The 15,949-nt window shown below is 67.1% G+C and carries 15 protein-coding genes; 11 read left to right on the forward strand and 4 right to left on the reverse strand.

Annotated elements, in window-relative coordinates:
• Window position 1: 1 nt before the first annotated feature.
• Window positions 2-667, reverse strand: a complete 666-nt coding sequence (locus ACWW1C_RS26920) for a TetR/AcrR family transcriptional regulator (protein ID WP_455981097.1) — start codon at window positions 665-667, stop codon at window positions 2-4.
• Window positions 668-804: 137 nt separating this feature from the next.
• Here ACWW1C_RS26920 and ACWW1C_RS26925 point away from each other — a divergent pair, with 137 nt between their 5' ends.
• The 5 genes from ACWW1C_RS26925 to ACWW1C_RS26945 all read left to right on the forward strand — a co-directional run bounded on the left by ACWW1C_RS26925 (window position 805) and on the right by ACWW1C_RS26945 (window position 6,027).
• Complete coding sequence (locus ACWW1C_RS26925; RefSeq protein WP_455981098.1) at window positions 805-2,640, forward strand: hypothetical protein; 1,836 nt, start codon at window positions 805-807, stop codon at window positions 2,638-2,640.
• Window positions 2,637-2,822 (forward strand): hypothetical protein, encoded by a 186-nt coding sequence (locus ACWW1C_RS26930; RefSeq protein WP_455981099.1) that lies wholly within the window; start codon window positions 2,637-2,639, stop codon window positions 2,820-2,822. Before ACWW1C_RS26925 ends, ACWW1C_RS26930 begins: the two co-directional genes overlap by 4 nt.
• Window positions 2,819-3,229 (forward strand): hypothetical protein, encoded by a 411-nt coding sequence (locus ACWW1C_RS26935; RefSeq protein ID WP_455981100.1) that lies wholly within the window; start codon window positions 2,819-2,821, stop codon window positions 3,227-3,229. Before ACWW1C_RS26930 ends, ACWW1C_RS26935 begins: the two co-directional genes overlap by 4 nt.
• Window positions 3,226-4,506, forward strand: a complete 1,281-nt coding sequence (locus ACWW1C_RS26940; RefSeq protein ID WP_455981101.1) for a hypothetical protein — start codon at window positions 3,226-3,228, stop codon at window positions 4,504-4,506. The genes ACWW1C_RS26935 and ACWW1C_RS26940 overlap by 4 nt, the downstream gene beginning before the upstream one ends.
• A 69-nt stretch (window positions 4,507-4,575) precedes the next feature.
• On the forward strand, window positions 4,576-6,027 hold the full coding sequence (locus ACWW1C_RS26945) for a carotenoid oxygenase family protein (protein WP_455981102.1): 1,452 nt from the start codon (window positions 4,576-4,578) through the stop codon (window positions 6,025-6,027).
• 66 nt (window positions 6,028-6,093) lie between these two features.
• Here the strand turns inward: ACWW1C_RS26945 and ACWW1C_RS26950 are convergent, their stop codons facing one another.
• Window positions 6,094-7,488 (reverse strand): DUF222 domain-containing protein, encoded by a 1,395-nt coding sequence (locus tag ACWW1C_RS26950; protein ID WP_455981103.1) that lies wholly within the window; start codon window positions 7,486-7,488, stop codon window positions 6,094-6,096.
• 140 nt (window positions 7,489-7,628) lie between these two features.
• Between ACWW1C_RS26950 and ACWW1C_RS26955 the strand changes: the two genes are divergently transcribed.
• The gene (locus ACWW1C_RS26955; protein WP_455981104.1) at window positions 7,629-8,900 is read left to right on the forward strand and encodes an integrase core domain-containing protein; all 1,272 of its coding nucleotides are present in this window, start codon (window positions 7,629-7,631) and stop codon (window positions 8,898-8,900) included.
• 138 nt (window positions 8,901-9,038) lie between these two features.
• On the opposite strand, the gene ACWW1C_RS26960 is transcribed toward ACWW1C_RS26955, so the two are convergent.
• Entirely contained in the window at window positions 9,039-10,037 is a 999-nt protein-coding gene (locus ACWW1C_RS26960; RefSeq protein ID WP_455981105.1) for a DEDDh family exonuclease, read from the reverse strand.
• Window positions 10,038-10,117: 80 nt separating this feature from the next.
• Window positions 10,118-10,723, reverse strand: a complete 606-nt coding sequence (locus ACWW1C_RS26965; protein ID WP_455984456.1) for a TetR/AcrR family transcriptional regulator — start codon at window positions 10,721-10,723, stop codon at window positions 10,118-10,120.
• Between the two features lie 85 nt (window positions 10,724-10,808).
• Here ACWW1C_RS26965 and ACWW1C_RS26970 point away from each other — a divergent pair, with 85 nt between their 5' ends.
• The 5 genes from ACWW1C_RS26970 to ACWW1C_RS26990 are packed head-to-tail and all read left to right on the forward strand — an operon-like array spanning window position 10,809 to window position 15,609.
• Window positions 10,809-11,708: an alpha/beta hydrolase gene (locus ACWW1C_RS26970; protein WP_455981106.1), complete on the forward strand. Its 900-nt coding sequence runs from the start codon at window positions 10,809-10,811 to the stop codon at window positions 11,706-11,708.
• Window positions 11,705-12,538, forward strand: coding sequence for an SDR family NAD(P)-dependent oxidoreductase (locus tag ACWW1C_RS26975; protein WP_455981107.1), 834 nt, complete (start codon window positions 11,705-11,707; stop codon window positions 12,536-12,538). The genes ACWW1C_RS26970 and ACWW1C_RS26975 overlap by 4 nt, the downstream gene beginning before the upstream one ends.
• A gap of 4 nt (window positions 12,539-12,542) precedes the next feature.
• Complete coding sequence (locus ACWW1C_RS26980; RefSeq protein WP_455981108.1) at window positions 12,543-13,622, forward strand: SDR family oxidoreductase; 1,080 nt, start codon at window positions 12,543-12,545, stop codon at window positions 13,620-13,622.
• Window positions 13,623-13,678: 56 nt separating this feature from the next.
• Window positions 13,679-14,905, forward strand: a complete 1,227-nt coding sequence (locus ACWW1C_RS26985; protein ID WP_455981109.1) for a MurT ligase domain-containing protein — start codon at window positions 13,679-13,681, stop codon at window positions 14,903-14,905.
• Window positions 14,902-15,609, forward strand: coding sequence for a type 1 glutamine amidotransferase (locus ACWW1C_RS26990; protein ID WP_455981110.1), 708 nt, complete (start codon window positions 14,902-14,904; stop codon window positions 15,607-15,609). Before ACWW1C_RS26985 ends, ACWW1C_RS26990 begins: the two co-directional genes overlap by 4 nt.
• Window positions 15,610-15,949: the final 340 nt, after the last annotated feature.

Here is a 15,949-nt window from a genome sequence, read left to right on the forward strand (position 1 = left end):
GTCAGCTCGGCGCTCCCGGGTCCTCCGACACCCGGAGGACCCGGGCGCACCAGCTGACCGCTTGCTCCGCAAAGTCTTGTGCGGTAACGGTTTTCGCGTTGTCGAGGAGACGCTCATTGATCAGGGTGGCCACGCCGCCGACGCAGAAGAGCGCCGCGTCGAAGGTCTCCTGATCAGCGTCGCGGTCGGGCTGCAGCAGAGCCAGAATCGCGGCGGCGACCCGGTGTTGCGCGATTCGGATGTGCTCGGCCACCGACTCGATGTGCCGGGCGTCGGTCAAAAAGATCCGTACGGCCAGCGGGTCACTCTCGGCGTGTTCGATGAACCCCGCCAGGCCGAGCGTCAGCCGTGTCTGGACCGTCGCCGTCTCGGGCGCGCTCCCGCCGGCCAGCATCGCAGCGAACGGGCCCTCCAGCACATCGTCGATCACCGCGCCGATGAGTGCACCGAGCCCGGCGAACTGCTCGTAGAAGTAGCGGTCGGTCAATTTGGCGCGCGCGGCGATGGCCCGAACGCTCAACGCCGACATCCCACCTTCGCGCCACAGTTCCTCGGCCGCGTCGAGCAGCAGCCGGCGCCGATCGGCGCGCCGCTGCTCCGCTGACCTGCCGGAATACTTGCGCTGCGGCGCAGTGCCCGCACTGGTGCCCGATCCGTCATCAGCCATCTGGCGCAACCCCTCCCTCCGACTGCCACATGATGTCAAAATCCGGGGAGGAAGACGGAGTCCCGTTTCAAACGCGGTCTTCTGGCAATATTACCGACGAGTAGGGTTCAGGGTTCATCTACATAGTGGAGTGGAACATGGCAGCACAGCTCGCCGAGCAGGTCACCGTACTGGCCGCGGCCGGAACTGAAGGTGGTGGCGCTGCCCTCGACCAGGTCATCGGGATGTCCGTGGCAACGGGCATCATCACCGCAGGGCTGCTGTGGATCGGCTATCTGCACCGGCAACGCCGCATCACCTGGCTGAAAGACCTCGCTGACAAGGCCGGCCGCAAGATGAACCGGCCCAGCTGGGTGGCCCTGCCCTCGCTGCTGTTCATCTCGACGATCATCTGCGCGATGTTCGGCTTCATCTGGGACGTCAGCCTGCACATCGGCAAGGGCCGCGACGCCGGCCCGCTGGCCAACCCGGCGCACTACTTCATCCTGGTCGGCCTGTTCCTGCTGTTCATCGCCGGCTCGCTGTCGATCATCCTGCCGTACGACAAGCCCGGTCCGGCCGCCATCAAGATCACCAAAACCTGGTACGCGCCCGTCGGCGGCGTCCTGATGGCCGGTTGCGGCCTGTACGCCCTGATCGGATTTCCACTGGACGACATCTGGCACCGCATCTTCGGCCAGGACGTCACGCTCTGGGGCCCGACCCATTTGATGCTCATCGGCGGCGCCGGCCTGTCCCTGGTCGCAACGCTGCTCCTGGAGCGCGAGGGCGACATCGCGATGGGCGCCGACGCCCCCGCCGCCCGCAACAAGGTCCTGCCGTACCTCGCCTTCGGCGGTCTGGTGATCGGCCTGTCGGTGTTCCCGGTCGAATACGACTTCGGTGTCGAGCAGTTCCGGCTGGTGCTGCACCCGATGCTGATCGCCGCCGCGGCGGCCATGTCACTGGTGGCCACGCGACTAACGCTGGGCCGCTACTCGACCTTCGGCGCCATCGCCTTCGCGTTGTTCATCCGCGGGCTCGTCGCGCTGGCCGTCGGCCCGATTCTGGGCTCCCCGTACAGCTGGTGTGCGCTCTACCTGGGTTCCGCGATCGTCGTCGAACTGATCGGCCTGACTCCCCTCGTCAACCGCCCCATCCTGTTCGGCGCAGTGGCGGGTCTGGGCGTGGGCACCGTCGGCATGTGGCTGGAATCGTTCTGGGTCGACGCCATGTTCCGCACGCCGTGGCCCAGCAGCATGTGGGGTGAGGCGCTGACGATGTCGACGCCGGTCGCCATCGGCATGGGCATGTGCGGCGCACTGCTGGCCATCGTCCTGGCCGGTCAGCGCCTGCCCGCACGTCCCATCGGTATCGGCATCGTGGTGGCCACGGTCCTGGTGATCGGCGGCGCCGTCGCCAACGGCCTGAACGTCACCGTGCCGGAGCACGCCCGCGCGCAGATCGCCCTCACCGACGCGCCCAGCCCGGCCGGAGAACGCCTGGTGAACGCCGACATCCAGATCACGCCGACCAACCTCGTCAGCGACGACCCCGAGTGGGTGACGCTGATGGCGTGGCAGGGCAAGCTCGCGAATGATCGCGGCCTGGTGGTCGATCACCTGAAGCAGGTCGGCCCCGGCCACTACCGGTCCACCCGGCCGATCCCGGTCTGGGGAACGTGGAAGACGGTGTTGCGCGTGCAGGATGGCCGCACCATGGCCGCAGTCCCGGTGTACCTGCCGGCCGACCCGGGCATCGGTGCCGAGGAGACTCCGGCGATCTCGACGACCCGTGACTTCATGGAAGAGATCAAGGTTCTGCAGCGCGAACGCAACCTCGACGTGCCGACGTGGCTGTACCCGGCGGCCTCCCTGATCGTGCTGGTGTGCTCGCTGATCCTGATCGCGTTGCTGAGTTGGGGTGCGGGACGGATCAATTCACGCGAACAGTTCAGCGCCACCGAGACCAGGGAACCCGTCGGACAGCCGTGACCTATCTGGCCGATCACTCGCTATTGTTGGCATTGCCGGCGTTTGCCCCTGCGTTCGTCGTGGCCGGGGTGGTGGCCTGGGTGGCCATGAAGGACCGGCGGGCGCACGACGGCTCCACCTCCGACGGTGACGAAACCGATTCGGAGACACCAGGTTCGACCGATGAGGATGGTTCGACGTGACCTTTGTGAAGACCTTCGCCGTGGCCGGCGTCGTGGCGCTGGCCCTGGCCGGCTGCGGCAAGAACGAGTCGGCGCCGGGTAGCTCGTCGAGCGCCACCGCAACGGGCACAACACAACTGAGCAACCCACAGGCGCCACCGGCGCGCGTCTACATCGATGTGACCATCGCGGGTGGCACCGCGACGCCGCTCAACCAGCAGGTGCAGGCCAAGCTCGGCGAGCCGATCATCCTGCGGGTCAACAGCGACGCCGCCGACCAGCTGCACGTGCACTCGAACCCCGAGCACACCTTCAACGTCAAGCCGGAGAAGGATCAGCAGTTCCAGTTCACGGTGGACGTGCCGGGCCAGGTCGACGTCGAACTGCACCACCTGGACAAGACCGTCGCCACCATCACGGTGCAGTGACCTCAGCGGTTCTGGCACACGGGCTGGGCGGGTCCAGTGATCTTCCGATCCCGCTGACCTACGCGCTGATCGGCGCGGCGTGGGCGTTGACCTTCACCTTCGCCGTGGTCGCTCTGGCCTGGCGTAAACCGCGGTTCGATCCGCAGACGCCCGGCCGGGCATTGCCGCGCTGGGTGACGACGGCGGTGGACGCGCCCGTCACCCGGTGGACGGTCGGGCTGCTGGCCCTGGCGTTCGCGGGTTGGGTCGCGGTGGCGTCGACCACCGGGCCCGCAGGGTCCGGCAACCCGCTGCCAGGCGTGTTCTATGTGCTGCTCTGGGTCGGAATCGTTGCGCTGTCAGTGCTTTTCGGTCCGGTCTGGCGGGTGCTGTCGCCGGTGCGAACCATCTCCCGGCTGCTGCGACTGGGCCGCGATGCGTATCCCGCGCGGCTCGGCTACTGGCCCGCGGCGGCCGGGTTGTTCGCGTTCGTCTGGCTCGAGCTGGCCAGCCCCGACCCGGGTTCCGTTGGCGCTGTGCGCATCTGGCTGTTGATCTACCTCGGCGTGACGCTGGCCGGCGCCGCGGTGTGCGGCACCCGCTGGTGCTCGCATGCCGACCCGTTCGAGGTCTACAGCGTCGTGGCTTCGCGGTGCGCACCGGTGCGGCGCAACGCCGATGGCCAGATCGCCGTCGGCAATCCGTTCAATCACCTGCCCACGTTGCCGATCAGACCCGCCACGGTGACGGTGCTGGCCGTTCTGCTCGGCTCGACAGCCTTCGACAGTTTCTCGGCGACACCCGCGTGGCGCGGCTTCGTGCAGGCGCACGCCGACGGCACCTGGCAGGCCACCGGACTGAAAACCGTTGGGCTGGCGGTGTTTGTCACGACCGTCGCGCTGTCGTTCAGCCTTGCCGCCCGCGCCACCGGCGGGGTGGACCGCGCACGCCGCCGACAACTGCCCGGATTGCTGGCGCACTCCCTCATTCCCATCGTCATCGGCTACGTGTTCGCGCACTACCTGACCTATCTCGTCGAGAAGGGCCAGCAGACCGTCTACCTGCTGCTCGGCCGGCATGACGCGCACGTCTATTACGTGCTGTCCATGCATCCTGCCGTGCTGGCCACGACGAAGGTGCTGTTCGTGGTGGCCGGGCACATCGCCGGCGTCGTCGCCGCACACGATTGCGCGCTCCGCGTGCTGCCCAAGCGGCATCAGCTCACCGGACAACTGGCGATGATGCTCGTGATGGTCGGCTACACGTTCACCGGGTTGTACCTGCTCTTCGGCGGATAGCGCGCCGGCCCTTGACATCGCCGGGCTGTGGATCAAAACTGAGGACACACGTCCTCAGATGGAGGTTGCATGACAGCCACAGTGCCCGCGGAACCGACGCTCAAGCAATTGCACGGCCGCGCATTCGCGTCCCTGTACGACGAAATGGACTACCAGGTCGCGCACATCGACGGCGCCCTGCCGCCCGAGCTGACCGGCACGTTGTTCCGCATCGGCCCCGGCAAGTTCGAGGTCGGCGACACCGTGCTCAAGACCATGTTCGACGCAGACGGCATGGTGTCGCGGTTCATCCTCGACGGCCGGGGCGTCCGGTTCACCAACCGGTATGTCCGCACCAAGCAGTACCGCGGCGGGGACGTCATGAGCCAGCGCGGCATCACCACCAACGCCCCGACCCTGCGCGGCAATCTCCTCCCGCCGGCCAATACCGGCAACACCAACATGGCGACCATCTGCGGCGACCTCCTGGCCATGTGGGAGGGCGGCCCACCGTACAAGATCGACCCCGACTCGCTGGACACATTGGGCTACAAGCGTTTTGACGGTGACCGGCTCGGCTATCTCGGCTCCTTCTCCGCCCATCCCAAGTGGGATCCGCACACCGGGGACGTCTACAACTTCGGCCTCGACTTGCTGCCCACGCCGCGGCTGCGGTGCTTCAGGGTCGACCGGGCCGGCCGCAGCCACCAGATCAGCTCGCTGAAGTTGTGGGACATGGTGTGGAACCACGACTTCGCACTCACCGAGAACCACATGGTGTTCGTCCTGGATCCGTTGCGGCCCAACATCCCCACGCTGTTGCGTACCCGATCACTGGCGAAAGCCCTGGAATACCAGACCCGCAACGGATCGACGCGGTTCGCTCTGGTGCCGCGCGACGGGTCCAAGCCCCGCATCATCGAGCATGAGGCACTGACCCACATCCACGTCACCAACGCCTTCGAAGACGGCTCCGACACCGTGGTGGAGTTCTTCCGCTTCGAAGACTCGGACATCTTCGGCAAGCTCGGCAAGGCCTGGCAGGACCCGGCCGAACCCACCGATCCCCGTGCGCACCTGACCATCGATGAGTGGCCCCGCGGGCACCTGTCGCGATTCCGGATCAGCAAGTCCGGCCGGATCGCCGAGACGGTGTTATCAGCCACGGCGCCAATGGAATTCCCACAGTACGACTGGCGTCGTTCGACGCTGGAGCACAACGTCACGTACGCCTGCAAGGCCACCGAGGACGTGGGCCACTACAACGCGGTGACGCGGATCGATCACCGCACGGGTATCCAGAGCACTTTCGATTTCGGTCTGGCCCAGACCGGAGAACCATTGTTCGTGCCCCGCTCCCGCACCGCCGCCGAGGATGACGGCTGGCTACTGGTGCTCAATCACGATCTGCGGAGCCATCGTTCACAACTGGTGATCTTCGATGCCCGCACCATCGAGGACGGACCGTTGGCCACCGCACATCTCGACCACCATCTGCCGATCGGGTTCCACGGCACATTCACCCGGCGTATCGCCGGCTGACGCCCACTGCCGGCGCTGGGCAGCCGCGCACCGCGCCGCGCTCTGGACGGGCGCTGCGACGCCGGATCAGCTTGCGGAACTGTCTGTTTCACCGTCTTCGCCCTCGGGTGGGTAGAGCGTCGGGTGGTGGTACTGATTGGTCCTGGGTTGGCCGACGTCCAGGAGCGGTGGTGGAGTCCAGTGGGTGCGGCCGTTTTTCATGGTGGTGCTCCAGCCGCCGGTGTCGGCGAGAACGTTGTCGCAGCCACACGCCAGGGTCATTGTGTTGACGTTGGTGAGACCGCCGTCGCGCCAATTGTCGATGTGATGGACCTGCGAGCGCGAGGCGGGAGCGGTGCAATTGGGCTTGGTGCAGCCATGATCGCGGCCGAACAGCGCGAAGCGTTGAGCAACGGTGGCGGTGCGCCGGGCCCGGCCCATGTACAGGGGTTGTTCATTGTGCTGGTCGAACACCCCGAGGTAGTGGTCGGCACCGTTGGTGGCGGCCATCTGCAGCAGATCCTTGATGGGCAGCTTGCTGCCGGTGTGGGTGAGTGCGGTCCCGGTGCGCTGCTCCAGTTCGGTGACGGTGCAGGTGGCGACGACGCTGACCGGGACGCCGTTGTGCTCACCGAGTGTTCCGGAGGACAGCAGCATCTGGAACAGCGTTGTGCAGGCGTCGTGGCGGCGCTGGGCCGGGGTGCGGGTGTCAGCGGCGATCTGCTCGGCTGACGGGGTTCCGGAGATGCAGGGCTGCGGGTCAGCCGGATTGCACACGCCGGGGGCGGCGTACTTGTCCAGCAGGGCGTCGAGGTAGGCGCGGGCTTCGGGGGTCAGGGTGCCCTGCAGATCCGACATCCCGTCCGGTCGTTGTTTCGACACGGTGACACCGCGTTTGCGGGCACGTTCGGCATCATCGGGTAGCGGTCCGTCTTGGTCGAGCAGGTAGAGCAGGGCCTCGGCGGCGGCGCGCAGTTCTTCCGGGGTTTGGTGCCGGGCACCGGCGACCAGGGATTGTTCGAACTGCCGACTGGTGGTGGGGTCGACCCAGCCGGGGAGTTTGTTGATGAACTGGCCGATCACTTTGACGTGTTCGGGGTTGATCGCACCCTCGGCCTGGGCGGCGGCGGCGAACTCCCACACGGGCGACAGCGCCCCTCCGGTCAACCCGGTGCGGGGCGCCAAATGCAGGGCGTCGCGGACCCGACGGTTGGCTTCGGTGGTGTCGATGTGCAATCGGATGCGCAGCACCTCAGCCCAGTTTTTCGCCCCCAGCTCCCGAGCCGTGGCCTGGGACTGTGCCGCGGTAAGAATCCGGTGATCGACGGCCTCGGCCGCGCATTTGAGGGTTTCGCGGCGCGACTGCAACTCCAACAATGTCGGCACGTCCAGGCCGGTGTAGTCCAGGGCTGCGAGCCGGGCCTGCGCCGCCTCGTAGGCGGCGTAGGCCTCCTCGACAGCGGCCGGATCGGCGAATCCCATATATCGAACACTAGTTCGAATCACCGACAAATGGCCGTGACAAGTGTGTCATGTCGCAGGACATAGGTGACAGTTCTGCATCAGGACATCGGTGACAGTTTGGGTGGTCTTGGTGGTGACACTTGGGTCCGCAGGCTCAGGTGGTGGCTGTTCATGAACCGATCGATCCTCGTGTCCGTCTGGCGATCGCACAGTGGCCCGATGACGCGCCTCGTGGGGCGGTCTCGACGTTCTGTGCCGAGCATGGAATCTCGCGGAAGTCGTTCTACGCGTTGCGTAACCGCGCCAAGACTGACGGCTCGGCCGCGGTGCTCGAACCGCGGACCCGACGGCCGAAGTCGAGCCCGTCGACGTTGCGCGATGAGGTCAAGGAACAGGCCGTCGGAGTGCGTGCTGCCCTGGAGTCCTGCGGGTTGGACCATGGGCCGGTCAGCGTGCACGAGAAGATGCACGCGATGGGCCTGGCGCAGGTCCCGTCCACGGCGTCATTGGCCCGCATCTTCCGCGAAGCGGGCGTGGCGCGTCGGGAGCCGAAGAAAAAGCCCCGCTCGGCGTGGCGACGGTTCGTCTACCCGGCCCCGAACGCCTGCTGGCAACTCGATGGCACCGAGTACGTCCTGGCCCGCGGACGCAAATGTGTGATCTTCCAGCTCATCGATGATCACTCCCGCTACGCGGTCGCCTCGCACGTGGCGTGGGGCGAGACCACTGAGGCAGCGATCGCCGTCTTTGACAAGGCCGTCGCCGCTCACGGGGTGCCCCAACGACTGCTGTCGGACAACGGACTCGCGCTCAATCCTTCGCGCCGCGGATTGACCGGAAGATTCGTTAATCATGTTGGGACCCTGGGAGTCCAGGCCATCACCGGCAAGCCCTACAAACCGACCACCCAAGGCAAAAACGAACGCTTCCATCAGACCTTGTTCCGCTACCTGGATAAACAGCCTCTCGCCGAGACCCTTGCCGAACTACAGGCCCAGGTCGACGAGTTCGACCGCATCTACAACACCGAGCGCCCACATCAGGGGCTTCCCGGGCGCATCACCCCGCTGACCGCGTGGGAAGCGACCGCCAAAGCCGACCCGCCCCGACCCCAGCCCGACCCGCCTCTGCTGATCCAGGCCGCCGTCAAACAGCTCCAGCCCCCACCAGAGCTACCCGCGACCACCAGCATCCGGACGCTGACCACCGCCGGCACATTCATGCTCGGCGGGGTCATCTACAAAGTCGGCGGCCGACACGGCCTGCACGAGGTCTTGGTCGCCACCGACGGCGACAAGATCATCGTGGCTGACCTCGACGGCGAAATCCTCATCGAGCACACCCGGCCCGCACCCGGAGTGACCTACGTCGGCAACGGAAAACCCCGCGGCTCACACCCCAAACCAGACGAAACGTCACCGATGTCCTGATACATCAACTGTCACCGATGTCCTGATACAGAACTGTCACCGAAGTCCTGATACATCACATGGCCGTGACAAGTGGGGCGCTAGTTATCTACCGTGACCAGCGCAAACAAAGTGACCAAAGATTTTCAGCAGAGACCGCTAAAACAACATGAACTGGTCGCCGGCCGGCGTCCGGTCGACGAACTCCTCGACGTCCGAGCCGCCGACCACGTGGCCCAGCAGCGTCATGAATTCGGCGTCCGAGACCAACGGGACGCCGAGCTCCCTGGCCTGGTAACCCTTCCCCTGGGCGGGCGCCGGGTCGTTGCAGATGACCAGCGAGGTGTGGACATCGACGCTGTCGGAGTAGGACAGCCCGACATGCACGATGCGCTCGATCACTTCTTCGTGCGTGCGCTGCATCTCACCCGACAGCGCCACCCGCATGCCCTGCACCAACGGCTGGCCCGGGACGAACCGGCCGGGGTTGGCGTAGGCACCCGGCAGCCGCGACGCCAGGACTTTCAGCGGTCGGAGTTCGTCGTGCGTGATGGCGCCGCTCGGCCAGCGCTTGCGGCCTACGTTGCGGATGGGCAGCCAGCGCCGGTGCTCGCGCGCCGCGGCCAGTGCCGGTTTGAGGATCTGGGCCAGCACCATAGCGTCGTCGAGGGCATCGTGCGGACGAATCTGCGTCGCGCCGTAGTGCGTCGCGAGCGTCTCCAGCCGCAGGTTCTCGGTGCCCAGGTTGAGCCGGCGGGTCAGCTCGACGGTGCACATGACGCTGTCGACGGGCAGCACCGCGCCGACGCGCTCGCACTCGGCGGCCAGGAAGGCGTAGTCGAAACCGGCGTTGTGGGCGACCAGCGTGCGGCCCGACAGCACGGCGGCCAGGTCGCCGACGACCTCACCGAAGGTCGGTTGGCCCGCCAGCATCTCGGGGGTCAGCCCGTGCACGTGGGTAGGGCCGGGATCGACGCCGGGATTCAGCAGGCTGCTGAACGAGTGCTCCACATTGCCGTCGTCTCCGAGGGCCAGTGCCGCCACGCTGATGACGCGCGCATGGCCGGGATCGAAGCCCGATGTCTCTACGTCGACGACAGCCCAACCCGCCCCGGCCTCAGTGGCCGGTCGGCCCCAGCCGAGGTTGGTTTCGTCCACGTGGCAAGAATGGCACGCGCCTCCGACAAGTCCGGCCAGATCCCGGCGGTCCCCGCAGCGTGTCGCCGATCGAACGTGAATCAGACCCGGACGCGCAGACCGTCTGCGACCGTGGCCAGGTATGCCGCGACCAATCGGTCGATTTCTTCCGGGCCGGACCGCAGCGCTCCCGGACGCCACGACAAGGCCAGCAGGCCGTTGAAGGTCGCCCAGAACACGGTCGCGAGGTCATCGGGGTCGAGAGCAGGATTCACCAGCCCGGCCTCGATACCTGAGCGCAGCACGGCCGCGAGTTTCGCGTTCTGAGTACGGGTCAACTCCGCGATGCGGTCGACCGCGTCCGGGACGTCCGGCGGTTCGACGAGGATCTGGAATTCGTGCGGACGTTCGCGGGCAAAGCGGGCATACGCGTTGGCCGCCAGCATAATTCGCTCTTCCACCGTCCCGTCTGCCGCGTATGCCGCGTCCATGTAGGCCCGGTTCTCCTCCATCGCCCGCTCGGCGACTGCGGTGAGCAACGCGGCCCGCCCGCCCACGCGGTTGTAGACGGTCTGCAGTGCGACGTCCGCACGCTCGGCGACGGCCTCGAGATTCAGCCCGTGTACACCTTCGGTCGCGATGATCTCGCGGGCAGCGGCGACGACGGAGCGCCGGTTGACCTCGGCCCGTCGCTGCGTTCTGGTCATCCCGGGATCGGCCACGCCCAGAGTGTAACCGGTACCACTTTTAGAAGTACTTACAATTTTGGATTCACTTACATATTCTCGCTCCATGACCCGCACCGATGTGACTTTCCCGTCGGGCGACGCCACCTGCGCCGCCTGGCTGTACACGCCCACAACCCCCGCCCCCGGAAACCGGCCGATCATCGTGATGGCCCACGGTCTCGGCGGCGTCAAAGAAATGCGCCTCGACGCCTTTGCCGAGCGCTTCACCGCCGCCGGGTACGCCTGCCTCGTCTTCGACTACCGGCACTTCGGTGCCAGCTCGGGCGAGCCGCGCCAACTGCTCGACATCGACCGGCAGCTCGAAGACTGGCGCAGCGCCGTCGCGTACGCCCGCACCCTCGGCGGCGTCGATCCCGACCGCGTCGTGGTCTGGGGAACCTCGTTCGGCGGCGGGCACGTGATCGTCACCGCCGCGCAGGACAAGCGGCTTGCCGCGGCGATCGCGCAGTGTCCGTTCACCGACGGCCTCGCGTCGTCGTTCGCCATCCCGCCGTTGACGTCGGCCAAGGTCACTGCCCGCGCGTTGCGGGATCAGATCGGCGCCCTCCTCGGCCACCAACCGGTCATGGTCCCGACGTACGGGCCGCCTGGGTCGACGGCACTGATGACCTCACCCGACTCGGTCGCCGGGATCCAGAACCTCTTGCCGCCGGATGCCGACATCGAACGCGACGTCGCCGCGCGCTTCGCCCTGCAGATCGTGCGTCACTTCCCCGGCCGCCGGGCCCGCAACGTCACCTGCCCGATCTTTTTCGCCATCTGCGAGCAGGACGCCGTCGCCCCGCCAGGGCCCACCCAGAAGTACGCCGCGCAGGCACCCCGGGGCGAGATCAAGCTCTACGACACCGGTCATTTCGACATCTACGTCGGCGAGGAGTTCGAACGCAACGTCACCGACCAGCTCGACTTCCTGTCCCGCCACGTTCCGGCGGCCGCATCGTGACGCGGTATCACCTCGCCGGCCGCACCGTGGTCCTCACCGGTTCGACCGGAGGCCTCGGCTCCGCCGTCGCGCGGCAACTCCGGGCGCGCGGCGCCAACCTCGCCCTGCTCGACCTCGACGGTGACCTGGCGCAGCGACAAGCCGCGGAGCTGGGGCCGGACACTGTCGCCCGTGGCTGGGCCGCGGACGTGCGCGACCTCGGCAGCCTGCAGTCGGCGGTCGACGCCGCGGCCGCACACTTCGGCCGAGTCGACGTCGTGGTCGCCAACGCGGGCATCGCGTCCATGGCGCCGCTGGAAACCCTGGAGCCGGAAGTGTTCGAGCGCGTGATCGACATCAACCTCAGCGGGGTGTGGCGCACCTTCCGGGCTGCGGTCCCACACGTCAAGAAGCAGAGAGGCCATCTGCTCGCGGTGTCTTCGATGGCCGCCTTCGTCCACTCGCCGCTCAATGGTCCGTATGTCGCCAGCAAGGCGGGCGTCTGGGCACTGTGCGACGCCACCCGGCTCGAACTGCGCCACTACGGAGTGACCGTCGGCAGCGTCCACCCGACGTTCTTCAAGACGCCGATGATGGACGACGTCCACGACGACCCGGCCGGCCACACGCTGTGGGGCGGCAACAAATCTGGATTGTGGAAGATGATCCCCCTCGACGAGGTGGTCGAGGCTATCGTCACGGGCATCGAACACCGCGCCCCCTTCATCGTCGCGCCGAGACGTAACTCGGTCGTCGCCCGCGTGCCCGGCTTGGTCCGCCCGCTGGTCGACCGCATCGGATTCCCCGGCCGCACGATCCCTGACGCCATCACGCTGGCAGGAAAGGCCTGAAACCATGACCACGATCGACCCGAACGCACCGGTCCTCGTCACAGGAGCCAGCGGGTATATCGGCAGCTGGATCGTCCGCTACCTACTGGAAGCCGGACATACGGTGCACGGCACGGTACGCAACCCGCAGAAGCCGAAAGGCCTGGAGCACCTGCACAAGCTGTCGGCCGACCATCCCGGCAGGCTCAAGCTCTTCAAGGCCGACCTGCTCGACATCGGCAGCTTCGACGAGGCGATGGCCGGCTGTGAACTCGTCATGCACACCGCGTCGCCGTTCCTACTGCAGGGCGTGACGGACGCGCAGGAGTCGCTCGTGCGCCCCGCGCTGGAAGGCACCCGCAACGTACTGGATTCGGTGAACCGCACCGAGAGCGTCAAGCGCGTGGTGCTGACCAGCAGCGTGGTGGCCATCTACGGTGACGCCCGCGAATCTCGCGACGTCCCCGGCGGCGTCTTCACCGAGGACCAGTGGAACACCACGAGCAGCGTCGATCACCAGCCGTACTCGTATTCCAAGACCGTGGCCGAGCAGGAGGCCTGGCGCTATCAGAAGGCGCAGGACCGCTGGGACCTGGTCACCATCCATCCCGGTCTGGTGCTCGGCCCGTCCCTGACGAGCGCCAGCGACTCGGCGAGCCTGGCCACCATGAAGCAGTTCGCCGACGGCACCATGCTGACCGGTGCACCGGAACTGACGTCGGGCATCGTGGACGTGCGCGACGTCGCCGACGCCCACGTGCGCGCCGGTTACACGCCCGACGCACACGACCGCTACCTGGTCAACGCCGCCTCGCTGAGCTTGCTGGAGATCGGCCAGATCCTGCGCGAGAAGTTCGGCGTGCTGTATCCATTCCCGTGGCTGAACGTGCCCAAGGTGGCCGTCAAGGTCGTCGCGCCGGTCATCGGGCTGACGCGCGAGTTCGTCGACACCAACGTGGGATACCCGCTGGTCTTCGACGCCAGCCGCAGCCAGAGCGAGCTCGGACTGGTGTATCGGCCCATCGAGCAGACTGTCACCGACCACTTCCAGCAGATGCTCGACGACGGCATCGTGCGCAAGCGGCCGAGTATCCGGCTCCCGTAAGTGGGCACGCTCACACGTGTCGTCACATTTGCGGCGGCCCTCCTAGACTTCCGGGGATGATCACCGCACGAGGACGCGTCGCGCTGGGCGCGGGCGCCGCCGCCCGTTGGGCGTCGCGCGTGACGGGCCGCGGTGCCGGCGCCATGATCGGCGGTCTCGTCGCCATGAAGCTGGACCCGTCGATCCTGGGGCAGCTGGGCTCCGGACGACGATCTGTCGTCGTCACCGGCACCAACGGCAAGTCCACGACGACGCGGATGACGGCTGCCGCGCTGGCGACCCTCGGGCCGGTGGCATCCAACAGTGAAGGCGCCAACATGGACGCCGGGCTGATCGCCGCACTGGCCGGCTCGCGCAAGGCAACGCTCGCCGCGCTCGAGGTCGACGAGATGCACGTGCCGCACGTCTCCGACGCGGTCGACCCTTCGGTGATCGTGTTGCTCAACCTGTCCCGCGACCAGCTGGACCGGGTCGGCGAGATCAACCACATCGAGCGGACGCTGCGCGCCGGGCTGGCTCGCCATCCGAAGGCAGTGGTGGTGGCCAACTGCGACGACGTACTCGTGACGTCGGCCGCGTACGACAGCCCCAACGTCGTCTGGGTGGCCGCCGGCGGCGGCTGGTCGGGCGACTCCGTGAGCTGTCCGCGCAGCGGCGAGGTGATCGTCCGCGACGGCGGGCACTGGCATTCGACCGGCACCGACTTTTCCCGGCCCACGCCGCAGTGGTGGTACGACGAGACGAATATCTATGGGCCGGAAGGCTTTACCGCCCCCATGACGCTGTCGTTGCCCGGTACGGTGAACCGCGGCAACGCGACACAGGCCGTGGCCGCGGCGGTGGCGCTGGGCGCCCCGCCCGCCGCTGCGGTGGCCGCGGTATGCACCGTCGACGAGGTCGCGGGCCGTTACCGGACCCTGCAGGTCGGCGAACACTCCGTGCGCATGCTGCTGGCCAAGAACCCGGCGGGCTGGCAAGAGGCGCTGTCGATGGTCTCCAATGATGTTGCGGGAGCGGTCATCTCCGTGAACGGTCAGGTGCCCGACGGCGAGGATCTGTCGTGGCTCTGGGACGTGAACTTCGAGCATTTCGTGGATTTCCCGGCGCCCATCGTGTCGGCCGGCGAGCGCGGCACCGATCTCGCGGTGCGCCTCGGCTACGCGGGCGTCGACCACACCCTGGTGCACGACACTTTGGCCGCCATCAAGTCCTGTCCGCCCGGGCACGTCGAGGTCATCGCGAACTACACGGCGTTCCTGCAGCTCAACCGGGAGCTTGCATGACCGTCCAGATCGGCCTGGTCCTGCCCGATGTCATGGGCACCTACGGTGACAGCGGCAACGCCGTCGTCCTGCGACAGCGCTTGCGCCTCAGGGGAATTGACGCCGAGATCGTCGAGATCACCCTGGATGACCCGGTGCCCGATTCGCTGGACCTCTACACCCTCGGCGGGGCCGAGGACTACGCGCAGCGGCTGGCGACCCGCCACCTGCTGCAGTACCCCGGCCTGCAGCGCGCGGCCGAACGCGGTGCCCCGGTACTGGCCATCTGCGCCGCCATCCAGGTGCTCGGGCACTGGTACGAAACCTCTTCGGGCGAGCGCGTCGACGGCGTCGGCCTGCTGGATGTGACGACCTCGCCGCAGCCTGAACGCACCATCGGTGAGGTGACGTCGGTTCCCGTCATCGACGGCCTCACCCAGAAACTGACCGGTTTCGAAAACCACCGCGGCGGAACCGATCTCGGCCCGCTCGCCAAGCCGTTGGCACGCGTCGAGAAGGGGGCCGGCAACCGCGCGGGCTCCGGCTACGACGGCGTCGTACAGGGCAGCGTGGTCGCGACCTACCTGCACGGTCCGTGCCTGGCCCGGAACCCCGAGTTGGCCGACCATCTACTGTCTCAGGTCGTCGGCGATCTGCCGCCCCTGGAACTGCCCGAGGTCGACCTGCTGCGCACCGAGCGTCTCGCCGCGCCGCGCCGCGCGTGATGATCTCCTGCGGGTCATTTGCTGTGAACTGACTGTCAACGTGTGCAGACACGGTTTCGCCGTTCGGACGGCCGGGTAGAAACGAGCCACCACTGTCCGGCTAGAGAGGCGCGCCCCATGCTTGACTTCTTCTGTCCCTCGTGCGGCGATTTCACCTTCGACACGGTCACCTGCTCCCGGTGCGACTGGTCGGCGGATCAGGAGCTGGCACAATCCGCGTGAAAGATGCTGCTGCAGTGCCGCTTTCACATCGCGATCCGGCACCGCGCGACGGACGGCCAGGTTGGTTAGGCAAACCTTCTGCCCCAGGCAAATTCGCCCGCCGCGGTGAAATTTCCGC

Source organism: Mycobacterium sp. HM-7 (assembly GCF_053852335.1).